We start from the raw sequence: 18,660 nt of genomic DNA on the forward strand, positions 1-18,660 counted from the left end.
ACTGCGCAAGCGCGATAGGCTCGGAGCGCCAAGTCACCCTGAGCGTGCATTGGCGGTCTTCGGTCAAGCCGTGGCGCCAAGCAGCCAAGCCCCGCTGCAGCATTGGTGCTTTCGATGAACGCAGAGAGCGATCAGGGCCTTCGCCGCGGGACATCGGCCGCGATTCCCTGTCGTTGCGTCAAAAAGTGGAATAAAACCTGGAGTGGAACGTAGAATAGACCGCCTGTCGATTACCCATTGGTGCTCGTAAGCTATGGAAACTCCCTTCTCCCACAGTAAATTCCCGGTTGAATTGTGTGAGGTATTAAGACAAACTCTGTCGCGCAATCGTTTGTCCAATCGCTTCCTAGATTAGTGGCCGACTGCTGTTGAATTTTTTTCGGCACGCGGATGCCAATCAATATTGGCGGAACGGCTTAAAGGTACAAATGGCTTTCTTGCTGCAAACCTTTGGGGGCTTGAGGCTCGTCGATTCAGAGGGAAGGCAAATTGCCTATCCCGAGAAAGGTTTGTTACTTCTCGCTTATTTGCTCACGACCAAAGATGGAGCCGAACACCGAACGGTGATGGCCGCATTCTTGTGGGGCAACGAAGACAGTGCCGTTCCGCTCGTGAACATGCGCAAGTTGATTTCCAGGATAAAGGTCCGCCAGGACGAAATTGGAGCGCAATTCCTCTCCTTTACCAGTAGCATGATCCATATGGATCGCGCGTCGTTGTCATCGGACATGGATCCGGCGACCGATAGCGAAATAGCCGATCCCTTGCCCCAGCTCCGCAGCCTTGCAACGCTGATGCATCGGTCATTCCTGGGGGCGGTCGGCTGTCAGAGCCGCGCTTTTTATGGCTGGCTCGCGGAACAGAAAGACCGCCAAAATACCCTTCTCAAAGCTTTGTTGCGAAAAGCGGCGCGCGCGCCGCGTTCGGAGGAAGAGGCTGACGTTCTCAAGGATGCGGGGATATTGCTCATCGAGGCGGAATACGCGGATCCGAATCCCGATACGTTGCAGTTGCTTGTCGAAATCTTTCAAGCCGAAGAGCAAGTCGACCACCTCAGGAAAATTCTCGAGAGGCGACGCGATGCGCTTGCACGAGGTGCCGATCTCGTGAACACCTTGGCGAGCCGGGATGCCGGACCTGGACCGGTCGCACGGCCGTACGCTCGTACCGCCAGCATGTCCGAACCTGATTTTCAGACTGGATCTGGACAAACGCACCGCCACGCAATCCCTCGTCTGGTGCTGTTGCCTCCGAGCGACTACGTCGGGCGCCCGGACTTTGGCTTTATCGCGAGCGCCCTGATCGAGGATATCACCATCGGGTTTTGCGCCTTCAACAGCCTTCAGGTGATCGCCCACCATTCTGCCGTCCGGATCGGGCGCCAGCTTGAGGACCAGGCTGATTTCTTCGAGCGATTTTCCCTGAACTACATCCTCGACAGCCGGATCAGCAGTCAGACAAGCGAAGGAACGTTGTTCGTCCAGCTCATCTTCTTTCCCGACAATGAAGTCGTGTGGGCGGAAAGGTTCAGCCTGAGCCATCCGGAACTCGTCGCCACCCGGCGTGTGATCGCACGAAACATCGCGCTTTCGGTTTCAAGCGAGATCGAGCGGCATGAGGCGGCGCGTCTTTATCGCGAGCTGAATCCGGCGGCGTATCACAGCTATCTCGTGGGACGGCGGCACCTGAACCGGCTGACGCTGCCGGACCTACGGCGCGCTCGAAAGGAGATGAAGACCGCACTCCATGCGAGCGCCGATTTTGCGCCGGCGCTGAGTTCGATCGCCAGGACCTACTCAAAGGAATGGCTGCTGACGGCACGTGGCGACCTCGAACTGCTGAAGGCGGCCGAGGTGTTTGCTACGCGTGCCATCGGGGCCCGCCGGAATCTGGCTGACGGCTATCGCGAGTTCGGCGTGGCCAAGCTGTTGCAGGGGGCTTTCGATGAAAGCGCGGAAGCGATGGAACTGGCGGAGACGCTTGGTCCCCATTATGCCGATATCATTGCCGACCATGCCGATACACTCGTCCATTGCTCGCTTCCCGGCAAGGCGTTGGAAAAGATCGAACATGCGATTGAGCTCAATCCGTTGAGCCCGGACTCCTATCTCTGGACCGCCGCAGGTGCGAACTACGCGTTGAGTGAATTCGAGACATCGCTGGATTACATCGGACGTATGGCCGATCCGAGCCTGGCCGACAGGCTTTCGGCCGCGAACTGGGCGATGTTGGGCCATAGGGACAGAGCGCGTGTCTTTGTTCGCCGGGTGCGCGAAGCCAACCCCAATTTCGACCTGGACACGTGGCTTGCCGCCGTTCCCAGCAAGGAACAATGGCACAAGGACCTCTACAGAGAAGGCTTGAAGAGGGCAGGATTTTAGACCGAGCAGATCCATAGTGAGAGGGGAATACGGATGGCCAAAGTTGTTGTGATAGGTATCGAAGGTGAGGACGGCCTTTGGATTGTCGATCTGAAGGCTCGCAGCGTCGAGCCGCTGGATTCACCGAAGGCCGGGGGACTGAAGACGGTTGCCGATCTACGTGCCGCCGGGGTGAGCGTGATCAAGGGGGCCGACGTGGCGTTGGTCGTCAAGTCGGCTGCCGCCGCGTCGTCGGGGCACTACGAAGGGTAGGGCGCCGGCTTAAAAAACGGCAGCACAAGCCTGGCTGAAGGCGTGGATTGTCTCGGCCATGGAGTCAAGGTGCAGCGCAATGCTGGTGTGAAGCCTCGGCGTGACTTGGTACGCCCCGAGTTTGGACTGCTGGCGCCAGAGCGTATGCAGCGCGGGGGATGCCTAGCAATCATCCAAGCGAACTCAGGCACGGGCCAGTTGCATCACAAATCATCAGCGCGCTGACCCAGGACTCCACTTTAGCGGCTTTGAATAAATCCTGAGCTTCGTAGCCTGATTGTAGCCGCTCGCCTTATAGTATTCGGCAGTGGCGCCCTCACTTTGCGACAAAAGCCACGCGCTCGAAAAGCCGGAACTCAAGGCTTCAGCCTCAAGAAATCTTAGCAACTGCTTGCCGATGCCACGTCCCTGGTGAGAAGGCAGAACCGCGATTTCAGGAATGTACAGGCCCCTGCCGGCCGCCGACGTATGGGGGAGGCCGATCGCAAAGCCAAGCAACGCGCCATTTTCCAATGCCCCGACGCCGAGCCAACCGGGAGTGGTCGACAACTCGCCCATCCGTGCCGTCGCTCTCTCCAAGGTCCACGCCTCGTTCCAAGGCGGCCCGATATATGCCTTCACGATGATGGCCGCCGCCCGCAACGCGTGGTCTTCATTTATCCGTTGGAAGATGACCGGCATTCAAGCTCCGCTTGTCACGTGCTGTTAAGGCAGAAATCACGGCCATTCAGTATTCCAATCGCTGGCAGATAACAACTCTACGGTATTGCTGATAGTAATTCAAACGCGCTGATTGAAGCGCGAGTATTACCGGCAATCCGCCAGTCTTGAGTTCGGAATGATCTGCCACGATTTGGGGTAGCCGACCTTCGGTCCTGCTTCACTGACGCTATCGATGCGAGGCGTTGCAGCCATCTTAGAAGCCGGTGCGTGCGCAGGTTCCTCGAACTGCAACATCGCGGTCGTGCGACAAGCGCTGCTCAACCTCAGGATAATGCAGGCGGTTTGGCTGGCGCGCGCCAAACCGTGCCGGTGGAAGCTTGAACCAGCACTCATGTGAGAACGAGACTGCCGCAAATGATCCGAGGCACCGAGCGGTTTAGCCAGGCAATAGAATCAAGAAGCCGGCGAGATGCCGGCTTCCTCTGGGTGTGAATCCAATCAGGCCGTCTGGAGGCCTACAGCCGGTTCCGGATCCTCTATGGACTTGCCGGCATTGTAGACGGTCTCGTCGAGAATGCCTTCGCGCTTGGAGACGATCGTTGGCACCAACGCCTGTCCGGCGACGTTGACGGCAGTGCGACCCATGTCGAGGATCGGGTCGATGGCAAGCAACAGGCCGACACCTTCGAGCGGAAGGCCAAGCGTCGACAGGGTGAGCGTCAGCATGACGGTCGCCCCCGTCAGGCCGGCAGTCGCGGCCGAGCCGAGCACGGAAACGAAGATGATCAGCACATATTCCTGCAGCCCGAGCGGTACGCCAAAGAATTGCGCGATGAAAATCGCCGAGATTGCCGGGTAGATCGCCGCGCAACCATCCATCTTGGTCGTAGCGCCAAGCGGGACGGCAAAGGCGGCAAACTCGCGCGGCACGCCGAGGCTCTTCTCCGTCACGGTTTCGGTGACAGGCAGGGTGCCGACAGAGGAGCGCGAGACGAACGCGAGCTGGATTGCCGGCCATGCACCGGCAAAGAAGCGCGATGGCTTCAGGCCATGCGCGATCAGCAGCGCGGGATAGACGACGAAGAGCACGATGGCGAGGCCGATATAGACAGCAGCTGCATACCAGCCGAGTTGCGCCAGCGTTCCCCAGCCATATTGCGCCACGGCGCGGCCGAGCAGGCCGATGGTGCCGATCGGCGTCAGGCGAATGACCCACCAGAGGATCTTGCGGACGATCGCGAGAAGCGACTGGTTGAAGGCAAGGAAGGGCTTGGCCGCTTCGCCTGCTTTCAGCGCGGCGGCACCAAAGGCGATGGAAACAACGAGGATCTGCAGCACGTTGAAATTCAACGACGTACTGGCACTTCCTTCCGTCAGCTTGGTGCTTGCCTCCAGGCCCAGCATGTTGCCGGGAACCAGGCCCTTGAGGAAATCAAGCCATGAGCCGGCATAGGACGGCGCCTTGGCAGCCTCCTGCGACACCGCCGAGCCGACGCCTGGCTGGATGATGAGGCCGAGCGCGATGCCGATGATGACAGCGATGAACGAGGTGATCGCGAACCAGAGGAGGGTTTGCCAGACGAGCTTCGCTGCATTCTGAAGCGTCGCCAGATTGGCAATGGAGGCAACGATCGCCGTGAACACGAGCGGCGGGACCAACGCGCGCAGAAGCTGCACGAAGATGGAGCCGATCGTCTGGAGCGTCACGGTCAACCAGTTGGGGTTGCCGGCCGCATCGACGCCCATGTTTCGGGCGATGAGGCCGAGCAGCAGTCCAATGACCATGGCTGCCAGAACTTGGAAACCGAAGGACATGAAAAACGGCTTCGGCGGGGATTTGATAGTGGCTTGGGACACGATTCACACTCGATTGATTGATGGAGCAGAGCGTTCGGGAGGAAACTTCCGCAACGGCGACAAATTAGTCAAGGTTGTGACAGAGGATAAGCAACCGTTTGGCTCGGGACCAATCATAGGTGGAATAATTTTCCCGGTTGAACGCTTGGCCACGGTGCATGGCGGAGGGGCGAAACCGGCAATCCGTTACGTTGCGCCCGTTTGCTGGGCCGCAAGCCGTGTATTCGGGCGCTGGCGGGTAGCAGCGTAAGCTATCCACACATACCAATCCGACGCCACTGCTCTATCTGGTGCCTGTGGATTTCACCTCGAGGAGAAGAGCATGCAGATCAATCGCACAGGATCGGCGAAATGGGCCGGCGGTCTCAAGGACGGTAAGGGTCAGATTTCGACGCAGAGCGGCGCGCTCAAGGAGTATCCGTATGGTTTTGCAGCGCGCTTCGAAGGCGTCGCGGGTACCAACCCGGAGGAACTCATCGGTGCGGCTCACGCCGGTTGCTTTACCATGGCGTTGTCACTGATCCTTGGGGAGGCTGGCCTGACGGCCGACAGCATGGAGACGACCGCCAAGGTCACGCTTGAGTCCGTCGCCGATGGCTTTGCCATCACGGCTATCCACCTGGCGTTGAAGGGCCGTGTGCCGGGCGCGGATCTGGCAAAATTCACTGAGCTGGCAAACAAGGCGAAAGCGGGATGCCCGGTGTCAAAGGCACTTGGTGCGGTTCCGATAACACTCGACGTCAGTTTGGCATGAGAAGCCCGTGTGCGCCGACGACAGCGCCGCGCGTCTTATTGGACGCGCAAAGGTCACTGCAGCACTTTGAATGGCCGCAACTTTATCCTGAAATCGAATTGGATTTAAGGAAACATGCGGTAGGTCGGCGCACGCGGATATCTTCATGCCAGTCGAATTCGATCGCCGGTGCGAACGAACGCGTCTTGTCGCTCAACGCCAGCCGAGTGCGGGCGTCACGTGCTTCAGGATCGCCTCGATGACGTGCGCATTGTAGTCGACGCCGAGCTGGTTCGGCACCGTCAGCAGCAGCGTATCGGCTTCGGCGACGGCCTCATCCCCGGCGAGCTGCTTGATGAGCACATCAGGCTCGGCCGCATAAGACCGGCCGAAGATTGCCCTTGTGTTCTCGTCGATGAAGCCGATCGTATCCTGTTCCTTGCCGCTTCGGCCGAAATATGCGCGGTCGCGATCATCGACGATGGCGAAGATGCTGCGGCTGACGGAAACCCTCGGCGTGCGGGTGTGGCCCGCTTCCTTCCACGCCTCACGGTAGGCGCGGATCTGTGCTGCCTGCTGGACGTGGAACGGCTCGCCGGTCTCATCGTCCTTCAGGGTCGAACTCTGCAGGTTCATGCCGAGCTTTGCCGCCCAGACGGCGGTGGCGTTCGAACTGGAACCCCACCAGATGCGGTCGCGCAACCCTTCGGAATGGGGTTCGAGGCGCAAAAGTCCTGGCGGGTTCGGGAACATCGGCCGTGGGTTGGGTTGGGCGAAACCGTTGCCTTTCAGTGCTTCGAGAAACACTTCGGCGTGGCTGCGGCCCATATCCGCATCCGACGCGCCGTCCTGCGGCTGGTAACCGAAATATCGCCAGCCATCGATCACCTGTTCCGGCGATCCTCGGCTGAGACCGAGCTGCAGGCGTGAGCCGGAGATCAGGTCGGCGGCACCGGCGTCTTCGGCCATGTAAAGCGGGTTCTCGTAGCGCATATCGATGACGGCCGTGCCGATCTCGATGCGCTTCGTCCTTGCGCCGACGGCAGCCAGAAGCGGGAAGGGGGAGGCAAGCTGCCGGGCAAAGTGATGAACACGGAAATAGGCGCCGTCAGCGCCGAGCTCCTCGGCGGCAACTGCAAGGTCGATGGACTGCAGAAGCGCATCGCCTGCCGAGCGGGTTTGCGACTGGGAGGAGGGGGTCCAATGGCCGAAGGAAAGGAATCCGATTTTCTTCACGATAGTGCCGCCTGCGAATATGTCGTTGATACTCTCCTAGATGGCATAGGACAGGCTCGAGGGACAGCAGTGGAGGGTCGAACGCTGTGTTTCCGATCTGCTCATGAACCACCATGTTGCACCAAGCTCCAAACACTCAACGCTCGTCATCCATATCCAACGCCGCAAGGCCATGGCAGAGTGGAAAGCCGTGACCGTAATGCCCACCTAAATCACGACCCGATGCTCCATTCCGTCCCTTTTCGAACAACGTGACAGAACCTCGGCAGGCTATGAAAAAGGCTCAAGCTGCGGAGGCGGCTCGGGGGAGAAGCCGTGACCTGAAGTTGTGATTTTCGCGGCCCGACGAGACAGCATAGTATATATTAGGCCCCAGGTCGCTTGCGCCGATCGTCTCGTATCGGGAGTTGGTCGCGTACGGTGCCCTTGTGGCAGATTTGACCGTTTCCGGCTCGAAGGGCCACACGAGAGGGATGGGGCTAAATGCGCTGGAACAAGTTGTATGCGCTCAAGAGCTACATGCGGTCCTCGCTGTGGGTCGTGCCTTTCTTCGCGCTCGTTCTGCAGCAAGCCTTCTTCCGCGCAGTGCTTGTATTCGAACTGTGGACAGAATGGGTGCCGATATGGCCCTTGGAGACAGAGGGTACGATTGCAGCGATGCAGGCGATCATCAGCCTGGCGCTTTCGTTCATCGTCTTCACGTTCGGCTCCCTGCTCGTCGCCATTCAGATTGCGAGCGGGCAGCTGACGCCCCGGATTATCGCGACCACGCTGCTGCGCGATAACGTGATCCGTTTCACCGTGGGCTTGTTCATCTTTACTCTTCTCTTTGCCATCGGGGCGATCAGTCGCGTCAGTACGCAGGCCCTGTCTCCCATCATGTGGATCTCGGGGATTCTTGGCGTTCTGTCGCTGGCCGCCTTCCTCTATTTCATCGATTATTCCGCCCGGCTATTACGTCCCGTCAGCATCATTCATCGCGTCGCCGAGCAGGGCTTTGCCGTTATCGAGGCGGTATATCCTGGCCCGCTGTCGGATGCCGACGAGCGACCACAACCGGACGAGCCGTGCGAGAAGCCGGGAAACATCGTTTTGCATGTCGGGTCGTCGGACATCATTCTTGCAGTCGACGTGAAGGCCTTGACCATTCAAGCACATCGAGCGGACGGCGTGATTGAACTTGCTGCGCGCGTCGGCGATTTTGTCTCATCCGGGCAGCCACTGTTCCGCCTCTATGGCGGCGCCAAGGCAATACCAGCCAAAGACCTTCGCAACAGTGTCGTCTTCGGGCGTGAGCGGACCATCGAGCAGGATCCGACCTTCGCCTTCAGGGTTATTGTCGACATCGCCAGCAAGGCGCTTTCGAAGGCTATAAACGACCCGACGACAGCGGTGCTTGCCATTGATCAGTTGCAGCGACTGCTACGCAGCGTTGGTGGGCGCGAACTGAGCAACGAGTACGTCCGCGATGCCCAGGGACGCCTTCGTGTGGTGTTCCCGACGCCGAACTGGGAAGATTTCGTGCAACTTACGTTTCGAGAGATCCGGATCTATGGAGCGGAAAATCTGCAGATCGCAAGGCGGCTGCACGCGATGATCGACGATCTCGAAGCGGTGCTGCCGGAAAGCCGGAAGGATGCGTTGGCCATTGAGCGCAACCTGCTCGACCAGACGATCGACAAGGTCTACCTGCTCCCCGAAGACGCAGCACTCGCGCATATTGCCGATACGCAAGGGCTGGGCGGCTCTCCTAAAGCATGACTGAAATTCGCGCATCCGCATAGCCAGTGTCCGAGACGTCCTGATGGCAGGCGCACGGATCCACCACGCTCCAATCACTCAGCGCTGGTCATCCATATTCACCGCCTCAAGGCCATGGCGGAGTGGAAAGCCGTGACCGTAATGCTTCCCTAAATCCGGTCTCTTCCTGAACTGCCGGCGGTAGCTTGCCGGCGAGATCGAGAAGGCGCGGGTAAAGTGCTGGCGCAGCGATACCGTTGAGCCGAAGCCGGCCATCTCTGCGACCCGGTCGATCGAGCAGGATCCGGTTTCGAGCAACCGTTGCGCGGTCGCCAGCCGCTGGTTCAAGAGCCATTGCGTAAAGGTGGTTCCGGTCGTCTTTCTGAAATGCCGGGTAAAACTGCGCAGGCTCATCCCGGCCCGTGCCGCCAGCTTTTCGAGCGACAATGGCTCGTCCAGATGCTCGATTGCCCAATTGATCGTCGCGCCGAGCTGCGCCTCGCCGGCGGCGGCAGGCATTGGCTTCTCGATATATTGGGTCTGGCCGCCATGCCGGTGCGGCGCCACCACCAGCCGCCGGGCGACGCGGTTGGCGATATCTGCCCCATGATCGCGACGTACGATATGCAGACAGCAGTCGATGGCCGCGGCCGTGCCGGCCGATGTCAGGATGTCACCATCATCGATATAGAGCGCATCCTGATCCAGGGCGACCCGCGGATAGCTTCGTTGGAACTCCTCCGCCCAGGCCCAATGGGTGGATGCCGGTCGCCCGTCCAGCACGCCCGCTTCCGCCAGTACGAATGTACCAAGGCAAAGCCCGACCAGCCGCGCGCCGCGTGCATGGGCGGCCCTGACGCTCCGCAGCAAGGCTTCGGGAGGACGCTCGTCCGGATCCCGCCAGGCCGGCACGATGACGGTGTCGGCCTCCCCCAGGTGGCTCAGATCATGCGTCACTTCAATGCGAAAGCCGGAGCCAGTGGCAACCGACCCGGTATTCTCGCCGCAGATCAACAGGCGATAGCGGGGCGCTCCGAGTTTCAAAAGCTCATCGCCGAACACGATGCAGGGCACCGACAGGTGGAAGGCGCTGATGCGTTCGAAGGCGATGACGGCAACGGTGTGCATCGGCGTGGCGATCCCAATCTAATGAATTGGCCAGAACCTAGCACATATTGTCATTCTGGCCACTTTCGCGAAGCCGGCGCATGCAGGATTTTTCCGCCATCAACAACGATGCGAAAGGACGCTTTCATGATGCAGCACCCCACCATCCGGACCATGGCTGGAGCCACAGCGCCGCAAAGTCTCGATCCTGCCAAGACCGCCCTGCTGGTGATCGACTTTCAGAACGAATATTTCAGCGGCAGGATGCCGATCCCGGATGGCGCAAAGGCGCTCTCCAACGCCAAGCGCCTCATCGAGCGTGCTGATCAGGACGGCATGAGAGTCTATCATGTCCAGCACGTGACACCGGCGGGAAGCCCGGTCTTTGCCGAGGACAGTGCGACCTCCCGGTTCCACGACCAGATCCAGCCATCAGCCAACCATTCGGTGGTGCGCAAATCGTCGGTGAGCGTGTTTCCAACCACCGACATCGACCAGAGGCTGAAACAGGCTGGCGTCGATACGCTCATCATTGCCGGCCTGATGACCCATGCCTGCGTGGCCGGCGCTGCCCGCGATGCCGTCCCCCTCGGCTACAATGTGATCGTGGCCGACGACGCCTGCGCCACGCGGGACGTCGATACGGCAGATGGGGAGACCGTGTCGCATGTTGCGCTGCACCGCGCAGCTCTGGCTTCGATCGACGACACCTTCGGCGATATCGTCACGACCGATCAGCTCCTGGCCCTGCCACTGACGCGCAAGTGAGACTTGAGCGCGGCTGAGTACGGGGCCTAATGATGGCTCTCCCGATCCCGCAGGAATCCAGGATCGGGAGGGCCATGAGTCCTTCATCTCTCAGCCCGGCTGGAGCGCCACCTTGCGGGAGACGGCGACGAGCGAGGCGCCCAGCAGTGCGGCCAATGCCGCAAACATGAAGACGCCGGCAGGCCCCTGGAGTTCGACGATCAGGCCGCCGAGGATTGCTCCGGTGGAGATGGCGATCTGGAATGACGTCAGCGTCGCCGCACCAGCGCCTTCCGCCTCGTCGCCGGCGGCCCGACTGATGAAGGACTGGACGCTGACAGGGAGCGCACCGAAGGCGAAGCCCCAGGCGGCCGTCGCTGCGGCTGCAATGCCCGGCAGCACGCCGGCGACCGCAAGCAGGAGCGCGGTGGCAGCGATGCCCGCGGCAGCCAGCGTCATCGACAGGCGCGTGTTGCGCTCCGCCAGGAAGCCGCCGGCGATATTGCCGAAGAAACCGCCGATACCGAATGCGAGCAGGATCGCGGTGATCATTTCGACGTCGAAACGCGGCACCTGCTCAAGATAGGGGCGAATATAGGTGAAGCCGGCAAAATGGCCGGTGACGACCAGCAGGATCGTGGCAAGACCCAGCCGGATCGCCGGGCGCCTGAGAACCCTCACGATCGTGCCAAGGCCGGTGGTTCCGATCGGCGGCAGCGACGGGACGGTCAGTGCCTGGACGATAAAGGTAACCACCCCGACTACGGCTGCCAGCAGGAAAGCATAGCGCCATCCGAGCGTGGCGCCGATCCAGGCGCCGACGGGGGCGGCGCAGACAGTCGCGATCGAGACGCCTGACATCACGATCGCCATGGCGCGGGGCATCAGCCTGGCGGGCACGAGCCGCATGGCGAGCGCCAGCGACATCGCCCAGAAGCCGCCGAGCGCGATACCAAGCAACACGCGGGCCGCAAGCAGGAACGGAAGGTTCGGCGCAAAGCCCGCCATAAGGCTCGAGACGACCAGCAGGCCCGTCAAAGCCAGAAGCACCGTGCGCCGGTCGAACCGGCCTGTGTAGACGACGATCGCCGGGCCGGCGACCGCCGCAACGACAGCAGTGGTGGTCACCGACTGCCCGGCAGCTCCAACGCTGACCCCGAGATCCGCCGACATCGGCGTCAGCAGGCTTGCCGGTAGAAACTCTGCCGTTACCAGGCCGAAGACCCCAAGCGAAAGGGAAACGACAGCGCCCCATCGGGCTTTGTTCCGCTCGTCCGTCGGGGCACCTGATTTCGTCACGACGCCATCCATGATTTTCATCTCCGCGATTGTTAGTGGCGAAAGTAGGCATGACCGTCAGGAGTTTCTATGCTAGAAAATCCAAAAGACTATGCCGTTTGTCCAAACTTGCGGAGCGCCTTATGAGCGATGCATTGACCGAGATTTTGCGCGGGCTGAGGCTCGACGGCGTCGAATACGGGCGTTGCCAACCCTGTGCGCCCTGGGCGACGGCCTATCCGGCACAGGAGCCCGCGCGATTCCATTTTCTGGCTGCGGGCTCGGCCCATCTTCAGACACCGGATGGTGAATGGATGGATCTTGCCCAGGGCGACGCGGTGCTGTTGCCGAGGGGTGACGCGCATGTGCTTGCCAGCAAGCCGGGCATTCCTGCCGTTTCGATAGCCGACCTGCCGAGGCGACAGCTTTGTGACGGCATCATCGATGTGCAATGCCCGTCGACGGACAGCAAGAACCTCATCTTCTTTGCGGTGATGCAGTTCAATGTCGATCGTCTGCATCCTCTCCTGCAGTTGATGCCCGCCGTCATGCGCACGAGCGACCTTGCTGCGAGCGAACCTTCGATACCGGCACTCCTTGAGGCCATGATGCGCGAAGCAGAAATGCAGCGCGTCGGCTCGGGCGGCATTCTCTCGCGGCTTGCCGATGTGCTGACTGCAACGCTCATTCGAACCTGGGTGGAGCATGGCTGCGGCACGGCGACCGGCTGGCTGGCGGCCGTCCGCAATCCGGAGCTCGGGCGCGTCCTTGCCGCGATCCACCTTGAACCTGCGCGGGATTGGAGCGTGCCCGAACTGGCAAAGCTCATGGGTGCGTCACGGTCGGGCTTTGCCCAGCGGTTTGTCGACACCATGGGCGAGACGCCGGCCCGTTATGTTGCGCGCATGCGGATGCACCAGGCGCATCAATGGCTACAGGAAGGACAGCGGGTGGCCCTTGTCGCAGGCCGTCTCGGCTACGATTCGGAGGCCTCGTTCAGCCGCGCCTTCCGCAAGATCATCGGGGCACCACCGAGCCATTACCGAAACAAGAGCGTGGCCAGGGGACAACTGGTTTCCTGAGCCGGCTGCGGTTCAGATCGCGATCGCACAGGGAGGCTGGTTGAGAGCGGCTTGGAGCGTGACGACGCTTGCTGTCACCCGTTCGCTAAAAGCCGTGAAAAACCATATCGAGAGCGGCGACGATCTCGTCGTGCCGCTCCGATAGATTGGAAACAGGTTCTGCAAGTGCCGATACGGGTATTGCGGCCAGGAACTGAGTGACCAAGGTGTAGCGAACGCCGGATATTTCAAACACGGGATTGAGGCGCTTGGCCGGTTTAGGAGCCGCTTCCATTGGCAATAGCGGGACGACGACACGGGTCTTCAACTCGTCCAGCACATCGGCCTGCACATCAAGCACCAGACCGCCGCCCGGATTGGCATAGACGTCATAACGCGCCATTAGAATTGACGGAACTGCGCCAGCGGCAGGCCATTTGCATCGACGAAGGCGTTCGAGCTCTGCAAAGCCTCGCTATTTTCTTTCTTCCAACGGGCAGCCTTGGCATCGGACACCGCCCTGGCGATCCCTGCCTCGGCAGCGCGAGAAATATTGATGTCGAAATGCCGTGCTTCTGCAAGAAGATCGGCGTCAATCGTCAAATTGGCTGCGCGCTTTGCAGAGGCAGATCGAGCATGCTCGGCCATGATTGTTCTCCTTTTGAGCGATCAATATATGCGCATCTTTCTGCGCATGCAAATACCCGGCCAGACAAGAGGCGATGGCATTGCCGATCGTCAGGAGAGTGGGTGGCGGGCAACCAACGCACCTTGACTTGCAAGCACTTAGCAATAGACTTCAAGGTACGAAGTATCGGGAAAGGGAGGCCATCTATGAACATAGACCTCTCGCGGCGCAGCTTCCTGAAGCTGGCCGGAGCGGGTGTCGTGGCAACTTCCGTCGGAGCACTTGGCTTCGGCGAATCCGAAGCGGCGGAAATCGCGCATGTGCGTGCTTTCAAGCTGAAGACCACGACCGAAACCCGCAACACCTGTCCGTATTGTTCCGTTGCCTGCGGCGTCATCATCTATTCGAAGGGTGACCCTCGAAAAGGCGAGACGGCGGACATTGTGCATATCGAGGGCGATGCCGATCACCCCACCAACCGCGGGACGCTCTGTCCCAAGGGGGCGGCACTCAAGGACTTCGTCAAGTCGCCGACCCGCCTTCAATATCCGATGCTGCGCAAGCCCAGTTCCGATACTTTCGAACGGATCTCCTGGGACGATGCTCTCGATCGCATTGCCCGCCTGATGAAGGACGATCGCGATGCGAACCTGATTGCGGCCAACGCCAAGGGCCTTCCGGTCAATCGCTGGACGACCGTCGGCATGCTGGCGGCGTCTGCAACAACCAATGAAACGGCCTGGGCGACCTTCAAATTCGCCAAGAGCCTGGGAATAGTCGGTTTCGATAATCAGGCACGCGTCTGACACGGCCCTACGGTGGCGAGTCTCGCCCCAACATTTGGCCGTGGAGCAATGACCAACTCCTGGACCGACATCAAGAACACCGACCTCGTCGTCGTCATGGGCGGCAATGCGGCGGAAGCCCACCCCTGCGGCTTCAAATGGGTGACGGAAGCCAAGGCCCATCGCGGTGCAAAGCTGATCGTCGTCGATCCGCGCTATACCCGCACCGCCTCGGTCTCGGACTATTACGCGCCGATCCGCCAGGGAACCGACATCGCGTTCCTAAACGGCGTCATGAAGTATTGCATCGACAACGACAAGGTGCAGTGGGAATACACCAAGGCCTTCACCAACGCAGCCTATCTGGTCAAGGACGGCTTCGCCTATAAGGACGGTCTCTTCACCGGCTATGATGCCGAGAAGCGCGACTACGACCGTTCGACCTGGGACTATGTGCTCGGCGACGATGGCTTCGTCGTCACCGATCCGACGCTGCAGAACCCCCGCTGTGTCTGGAACCTGCTTAAGGAGCATCTGGCGCCCTATACGCCCGAAATGGTCGAGCGCATCTGCGGAACGCCGAAGGAGAAATTCCTCAAGGTCGCCGAGATGATCTCGGAATGTTCGACGCCGACAAAGACGATGACGTCAATGTATGCCCTGGGCTGGACCCAGCATTCGCACGGCTCGCAGAACATCCGCGCCATGGCAATGCTGCAGCTGATCCTCGGCAATATCGGCGTACGCGGCGGTGGCATGAACGCCCTTCGCGGCCACTCCAACATCCAGGGCCTGACCGATCTCGGCCTGATGTCGCACCTGCTCACCGGCTACCTGACGGCGCCGACCGAGAAGGACGAGGATTTCGAGACCTACATGTCGACCCGGCAGTTCAAGCCACTTCGGCCGGGGCAGACAAGCTACTGGCAGAACTACCGCAAGTTCATGGTCTCGTTCCAGAAAGCCATGTGGGGCGATGCCGCGCGGGCCGACAACGACTGGGCCTTCAACTACCTCGCCAAGCTCGACGTGCCATCCTACGATGTGCTGCGCGTGTTCGAGCTGATGCATGCCGGCAAGGTCAACGGCTATCTCTGTCAGGGCTTCAACCCGCTGCTGGCCTTCCCCAATCGTGCCAAGAACACCAAGGCTCTTTCGAACCTGAAGTGGCTTGTCACCATGGATCCGCTGGAAACCGAGACGGCGCGGTTCTGGGAAAACCACGGCGATTTCAATCCGGTCGACACCGCCTCCATCCAGACCGAAGTCATCCAGCTGCCGACAACCTGCTTTGCGGAGGAGGAGGGTTCGCTGACGAACTCCGGCCGCTGGCTGCAGTGGCACTGGGCCGGCGGTACGCCGCCGGGCGAAGCCAAGCACGATACCTACATCATCGCCCAGATCTTCCTCAGAATGCGCGAACTCTACCGGGCGGAAGGTGGCGCCTTCCCCGACCCGATCCTCAACCTATCGTGGGAGTATGCCGACGAGAACGAACCGACGGCAGAAGAACTCGCCCGGGAAATCAACGGTCGAGCATTGAGCGATGTCATGGACACTTCCGACCCGACCAAGGTTCTCGTGCCGGCCGGAAAGCAGGTGGTGAACTTCTCGCAGTTGCGCGACGACGGCTCGACCATGTCCGGCTGCTGGATCTATTCCGGCTGCTTCAACGAGCAGGGCAACAACATGGCTCGGCGGGACAATCAGGATCCCGACGACACCGGCACCTATCTCGGCTGGACCTTCGCCTGGCCGCTCAACCGCCGCACCCTCTACAACCGCGCCTCGGCGGACCTAGAGGGCAAGCCCTGGGATCCGAGCCGCAAGCTGTTGGAATGGGACGGCGCCAAGTGGACCGGCTATGACATTCCCGACATTGCGCCCACGGCCAAGCCTGGAGATGTCGGTCCCTTCATCATGAACCAGGAAGGCACCGCGCGTCTGTTCACCCGCGGACTGATGCGCGACGGCCCGTTCCCCGCGCATATGGAGCCGTTCGAATCGCCCGTTGCCAACGTCTTCAATCCGAAGATGCGCGGCAATCCGGTCAGCCGCATCTTCAAGGACGATGCCGAGCAGCTGGGGCTTTCAGACGAGTTCCCCTACGCCGCCACCTCCTACCGGCTCACCGAGCATTTCCACTTCTGGACCAAGCACAACCGCGTCAACTCGGCGCTGCAGCCGGAGTTCTTCGTGGAAATTTCCGAGGAGCTGGCGCAGGAAAAGGGCATAACCAATGGTGGCTGGGTCAGGGTCTGGTCGAAGCGCGGCGAGGTCAAGGCCAAGGCGGTGGTGACCAAGCGCATCCGGCCGCTCATCTGCGACGGCAAGCCGGTCCATGTGGTCGGCATCCCCTTGCATTGGGGCTTCACCGGCTCTGCGAAAAAGGGTTTCGGCCCCAATTCTCTGGTTCCCTTCGTCGGCGACGCCAACATCGAGACGCCTGAGTCCAAGGCTTTCCTCGTCAATATCGAGCCTTCGACGCCGCCAAAGGACAAGGAGGCCACAGTGTGATGGATAGCCCGCGCACAGCCGTCAGCAATCCGCCGGTCCAGCCGATGGAGAGCAACCTCACGCAGCGCGATCTCGTTCGCCGCTCCGCCACGAGCGAGCTGCCGCCGCCGGAGCGGCAGCTAACACCGGTCGCCAAGCTGATCGACGTTTCCAAATGCATCGGCTGCAAGGCCTGCCAATCGGCCTGCATCGAGTGGAACGACACGTATCCGGATATCGAGGAGAATGTCGGGGTCTATACGAACCCGCACGATCTCACCGAGAACATGTTCACGCTGATGCGGTTTACCGAATGGGTGAACCCCGAAACGGACAATCTGGAGTGGCTGATCCGCAAGGACGGCTGCATGCATTGCGCCGATCCGGGCTGTCTCAAGGCATGTCCTTCACCCGGCGCGATCGTGCAATATTCCAACGGCATCGTCGACTTCATCCATGAAAACTGCATCGGCTGCGGCTACTGCGTGAAGGGCTGCCCGTTCAACATTCCGCGCATTTCAAAGGCCGATCATCGCGCCTACAAATGCACGCTCTGTTCCGATCGCGTCGCAATGGGGCAGGGCCCCGCCTGTGCCAAGGCTTGCCCGACACAGGCGATCGTGTTCGGCACCAAGGACGACATGAAGAAGCATGCCGACGAACGTATCGCCGATCTCAAATCGCGCGGATACGCCAATGCCGGCCTCTACGATCCGCCCGGCGTCGGTGGGACCCATGTCATGTATGTCCTGCATCACAACGACAAGCCGCATATCTACGCCGACCTGCCTGATGACCCGAAGATTTCCGCCGTCATCGAGGCCTGGAAGGGCGTGACCAAATATACCGGCCTTGCGGCGATGGGGCTGGCGGCTGCGGGCGCGATCCTGCACGGCCTTTTCGGCAAGGCGAACCAGGTTGCGCCTGAAGATGAGGTCAGCGCCGAGAAGCTCGTCGAGGAAGCCGAGGATCTCAGGGAGGGTGCCTGATGGCCAGGCCCAACGATGTCCAGTCCGAAGACGCGATCCATCGAGGCCCGCCGGTGACCGTCGGTCGTTATGGACCCGGCAAGCGCCTCAACCATTGGATCACCGCTTCCTGCCTGATCCTGCTTCTGCTTTCCGGCCTCTCGATGTTCCATCCGTCGCTGTTCTTCCTGACGGATCTGTTCGGCGGTGGCCAGAACACGCGCATGCTGCATCCCTGGATCGGGGTGGTTCTGTTCCTGAGCTTCTTCATTTTCTTCGCGCAGCTTTGGCGAGCCAACCTGCCGAACCGCACCGACGCGCAGTGGGTGTCGCAGATCGGCGACGTGGTCAAAGGCCATGAGGAGCGGCTGCCCGAAATCGGTAAGTACAATGCCGGACAGAAGTTCATCTTCTGGGGCATGGCGTTCTTCATTATCGTGCTGATCGTCAGCGGTATCATCATCTGGGACCAGTATTTCGGCGAGGCCACCCCCATCGACGTGAGGCGCATTGCCATGCTGACCCATTCCGTTTCCGCGGTGCTGATCATTCTCATCTTCATCCTGCATGCCTATGCCGCGATCTGGACCCGCGGTACGCTGCGGGCGATGACGCGGGGTTCGGTCACCGGCGGCTGGGCCTGGCGGCACCATCGCAAGTGGCTGAAGGAACTTGCTGGACGGGGCCGGATTGATCCTGCAGAATAACGACATAACAGCGGTGGCCGG

17 protein-coding genes are annotated in these 18,660 nt (G+C 60.6%); 10 read left to right on the forward strand and 7 right to left on the reverse strand.

Features of this window, described 5'->3' with window-relative positions; translation table 11 throughout:
- Positions 1-428 precede the first annotated feature (428 nt).
- Both ASD52_RS07880 and ASD52_RS07885 read left to right on the forward strand, forming a co-directional pair.
- A complete protein-coding gene (locus ASD52_RS07880; RefSeq protein WP_057223807.1) occupies positions 429-2,381 on the forward strand; it encodes a hypothetical protein in 1,953 nt (650 codons plus the stop codon).
- A gap of 33 nt (positions 2,382-2,414) precedes the next feature.
- Entirely contained in the window at positions 2,415-2,633 is a 219-nt protein-coding gene (locus tag ASD52_RS07885; RefSeq protein WP_057205904.1) for a hypothetical protein, read from the forward strand.
- A gap of 213 nt (positions 2,634-2,846) precedes the next feature.
- Here the strand turns inward: ASD52_RS07885 and ASD52_RS07890 are convergent, their stop codons facing one another.
- Both ASD52_RS07890 and ASD52_RS07895 read right to left on the reverse strand, forming a co-directional pair.
- Positions 2,847-3,314, reverse strand: a complete 468-nt coding sequence (locus ASD52_RS07890) for a GNAT family N-acetyltransferase (RefSeq protein ID WP_057223809.1) — start codon at positions 3,312-3,314, stop codon at positions 2,847-2,849.
- 480 nt (positions 3,315-3,794) lie between these two features.
- Positions 3,795-5,153 carry a dicarboxylate/amino acid:cation symporter gene (locus tag ASD52_RS07895; RefSeq protein ID WP_025429704.1) on the reverse strand — a complete coding sequence of 453 codons (1,359 nt, stop codon included), beginning with the start codon at positions 5,151-5,153 and terminating at the stop codon, positions 3,795-3,797.
- On the opposite strand from ASD52_RS07895, the gene ASD52_RS38210 reads away from it, so the two are divergent.
- The gene (locus ASD52_RS38210) at positions 5,110-5,403 is read left to right on the forward strand and encodes a hypothetical protein (protein WP_107027870.1); all 294 of its coding nucleotides are present in this window, start codon (positions 5,110-5,112) and stop codon (positions 5,401-5,403) included. The two genes, ASD52_RS07895 and ASD52_RS38210, sit on opposite strands and share 44 nt — an antisense overlap.
- 72 nt (positions 5,404-5,475) lie before the next feature.
- Positions 5,476-5,907 carry an OsmC family protein gene (locus ASD52_RS07900; protein WP_025429705.1) on the forward strand — a complete coding sequence of 144 codons (432 nt, stop codon included), beginning with the start codon at positions 5,476-5,478 and terminating at the stop codon, positions 5,905-5,907.
- 192 nt (positions 5,908-6,099) lie between these two features.
- Here the strand turns inward: ASD52_RS07900 and ASD52_RS07905 are convergent, their stop codons facing one another.
- Complete coding sequence (locus tag ASD52_RS07905; RefSeq protein WP_057223811.1) at positions 6,100-7,122, reverse strand: LLM class flavin-dependent oxidoreductase; 1,023 nt, start codon at positions 7,120-7,122, stop codon at positions 6,100-6,102.
- A 483-nt stretch (positions 7,123-7,605) separates the two neighbouring features.
- Between ASD52_RS07905 and ASD52_RS07910 the strand changes: the two genes are divergently transcribed.
- Positions 7,606-8,883 carry a DUF2254 domain-containing protein gene (locus ASD52_RS07910; protein ID WP_025429707.1) on the forward strand — a complete coding sequence of 426 codons (1,278 nt, stop codon included), beginning with the start codon at positions 7,606-7,608 and terminating at the stop codon, positions 8,881-8,883.
- Positions 8,884-8,961: 78 nt separating this feature from the next.
- On the opposite strand, the gene ASD52_RS07915 is transcribed toward ASD52_RS07910, so the two are convergent.
- On the reverse strand, positions 8,962-9,990 hold the full coding sequence (locus ASD52_RS07915) for a helix-turn-helix domain-containing protein (RefSeq protein WP_082571753.1): 1,029 nt from the start codon (positions 9,988-9,990) through the stop codon (positions 8,962-8,964).
- 126 nt (positions 9,991-10,116) lie between these two features.
- Here ASD52_RS07915 and ASD52_RS07920 point away from each other — a divergent pair, with 126 nt between their 5' ends.
- Positions 10,117-10,737, forward strand: a complete 621-nt coding sequence (locus tag ASD52_RS07920; RefSeq protein WP_199197053.1) for an isochorismatase family protein — start codon at positions 10,117-10,119, stop codon at positions 10,735-10,737.
- A gap of 90 nt (positions 10,738-10,827) precedes the next feature.
- On the opposite strand, the gene ASD52_RS07925 is transcribed toward ASD52_RS07920, so the two are convergent.
- The gene (locus ASD52_RS07925; RefSeq protein WP_057223814.1) at positions 10,828-12,027 is read right to left on the reverse strand and encodes an MFS transporter; all 1,200 of its coding nucleotides are present in this window, start codon (positions 12,025-12,027) and stop codon (positions 10,828-10,830) included.
- A 110-nt stretch (positions 12,028-12,137) separates the two neighbouring features.
- Between ASD52_RS07925 and ASD52_RS07930 the strand changes: the two genes are divergently transcribed.
- Complete coding sequence (locus ASD52_RS07930) at positions 12,138-13,076, forward strand: AraC family transcriptional regulator (protein ID WP_025429710.1); 939 nt, start codon at positions 12,138-12,140, stop codon at positions 13,074-13,076.
- An 85-nt stretch (positions 13,077-13,161) separates the two neighbouring features.
- Here the strand turns inward: ASD52_RS07930 and ASD52_RS07935 are convergent, their stop codons facing one another.
- Both ASD52_RS07935 and ASD52_RS07940 read right to left on the reverse strand, forming a co-directional pair.
- On the reverse strand, positions 13,162-13,458 hold the full coding sequence (locus ASD52_RS07935) for a CcdB family protein (RefSeq protein WP_025429711.1): 297 nt from the start codon (positions 13,456-13,458) through the stop codon (positions 13,162-13,164).
- Complete coding sequence (locus ASD52_RS07940; RefSeq protein WP_025429712.1) at positions 13,458-13,703, reverse strand: type II toxin-antitoxin system CcdA family antitoxin; 246 nt, start codon at positions 13,701-13,703, stop codon at positions 13,458-13,460. The genes ASD52_RS07935 and ASD52_RS07940 overlap by 1 nt, the downstream gene beginning before the upstream one ends.
- A 186-nt stretch (positions 13,704-13,889) precedes the next feature.
- On the opposite strand from ASD52_RS07940, the gene fdnG reads away from it, so the two are divergent.
- Genes fdnG through ASD52_RS07960 form a run of 3 tightly spaced genes read left to right on the forward strand, consistent with a single transcriptional unit; the run spans position 13,890 to position 18,639 of the window.
- The gene (fdnG, locus tag ASD52_RS07950; RefSeq protein WP_144239205.1) at positions 13,890-16,985 is read left to right on the forward strand and encodes a formate dehydrogenase-N subunit alpha; all 3,096 of its coding nucleotides are present in this window, start codon (positions 13,890-13,892) and stop codon (positions 16,983-16,985) included.
- 44 nt (positions 16,986-17,029) lie between these two features.
- Positions 17,030-17,953 carry a formate dehydrogenase subunit beta gene (fdxH, locus tag ASD52_RS07955; RefSeq protein WP_200954016.1) on the forward strand — a complete coding sequence of 308 codons (924 nt, stop codon included), beginning with the start codon at positions 17,030-17,032 and terminating at the stop codon, positions 17,951-17,953.
- Positions 17,953-18,639, forward strand: a complete 687-nt coding sequence (locus ASD52_RS07960; protein ID WP_057223818.1) for a formate dehydrogenase subunit gamma — start codon at positions 17,953-17,955, stop codon at positions 18,637-18,639. The genes fdxH and ASD52_RS07960 overlap by 1 nt, the downstream gene beginning before the upstream one ends.
- The last annotated feature ends 21 nt before the right edge of the window (positions 18,640-18,660 follow it).

This window comes from Ensifer sp. Root142 (genome assembly GCF_001426785.1).
In the GTDB taxonomy this organism is placed as follows: domain Bacteria; phylum Pseudomonadota; class Alphaproteobacteria; order Rhizobiales; family Rhizobiaceae; genus Ensifer; species Ensifer canadensis.

What these genes read in the sequence shown, in the direction of transcription:
- ASD52_RS07925 (WP_057223814.1), bottom strand. Translation starts at nt 12,027, where the DNA reads ATGGATGGCGTCGTGACGAAATCAGGTGCCCCGACGGACGAGCGGAAC.
- ASD52_RS07885 (WP_057205904.1), top strand. Translation starts at nt 2,415, where the DNA reads ATGGCCAAAGTTGTTGTGATAGGTATCGAAGGTGAGGACGGCCTTTGG.
- ASD52_RS07880 (WP_057223807.1), top strand. Translation starts at nt 429, where the DNA reads ATGGCTTTCTTGCTGCAAACCTTTGGGGGCTTGAGGCTCGTCGATTCA.
- ASD52_RS07930 (WP_025429710.1), top strand. Translation starts at nt 12,138, where the DNA reads ATGAGCGATGCATTGACCGAGATTTTGCGCGGGCTGAGGCTCGACGGC.
- ASD52_RS07900 (WP_025429705.1), top strand. Translation starts at nt 5,476, where the DNA reads ATGCAGATCAATCGCACAGGATCGGCGAAATGGGCCGGCGGTCTCAAG.
- ASD52_RS07915 (WP_082571753.1), bottom strand. Translation starts at nt 9,990, where the DNA reads ATGCACACCGTTGCCGTCATCGCCTTCGAACGCATCAGCGCCTTCCAC.
- fdxH (WP_200954016.1), top strand. Translation starts at nt 17,030, where the DNA reads ATGGAGAGCAACCTCACGCAGCGCGATCTCGTTCGCCGCTCCGCCACG.
- ASD52_RS07935 (WP_025429711.1), bottom strand. Translation starts at nt 13,458, where the DNA reads ATGGCGCGTTATGACGTCTATGCCAATCCGGGCGGCGGTCTGGTGCTT.
- ASD52_RS07910 (WP_025429707.1), top strand. Translation starts at nt 7,606, where the DNA reads ATGCGCTGGAACAAGTTGTATGCGCTCAAGAGCTACATGCGGTCCTCG.
- ASD52_RS07960 (WP_057223818.1), top strand. Translation starts at nt 17,953, where the DNA reads ATGGCCAGGCCCAACGATGTCCAGTCCGAAGACGCGATCCATCGAGGC.
- ASD52_RS07940 (WP_025429712.1), bottom strand. Translation starts at nt 13,703, where the DNA reads ATGGCCGAGCATGCTCGATCTGCCTCTGCAAAGCGCGCAGCCAATTTG.
- ASD52_RS38210 (WP_107027870.1), top strand. Translation starts at nt 5,110, where the DNA reads ATGAAAAACGGCTTCGGCGGGGATTTGATAGTGGCTTGGGACACGATT.
- ASD52_RS07890 (WP_057223809.1), bottom strand. Translation starts at nt 3,314, where the DNA reads ATGCCGGTCATCTTCCAACGGATAAATGAAGACCACGCGTTGCGGGCG.
- ASD52_RS07920 (WP_199197053.1), top strand. Translation starts at nt 10,117, where the DNA reads ATGATGCAGCACCCCACCATCCGGACCATGGCTGGAGCCACAGCGCCG.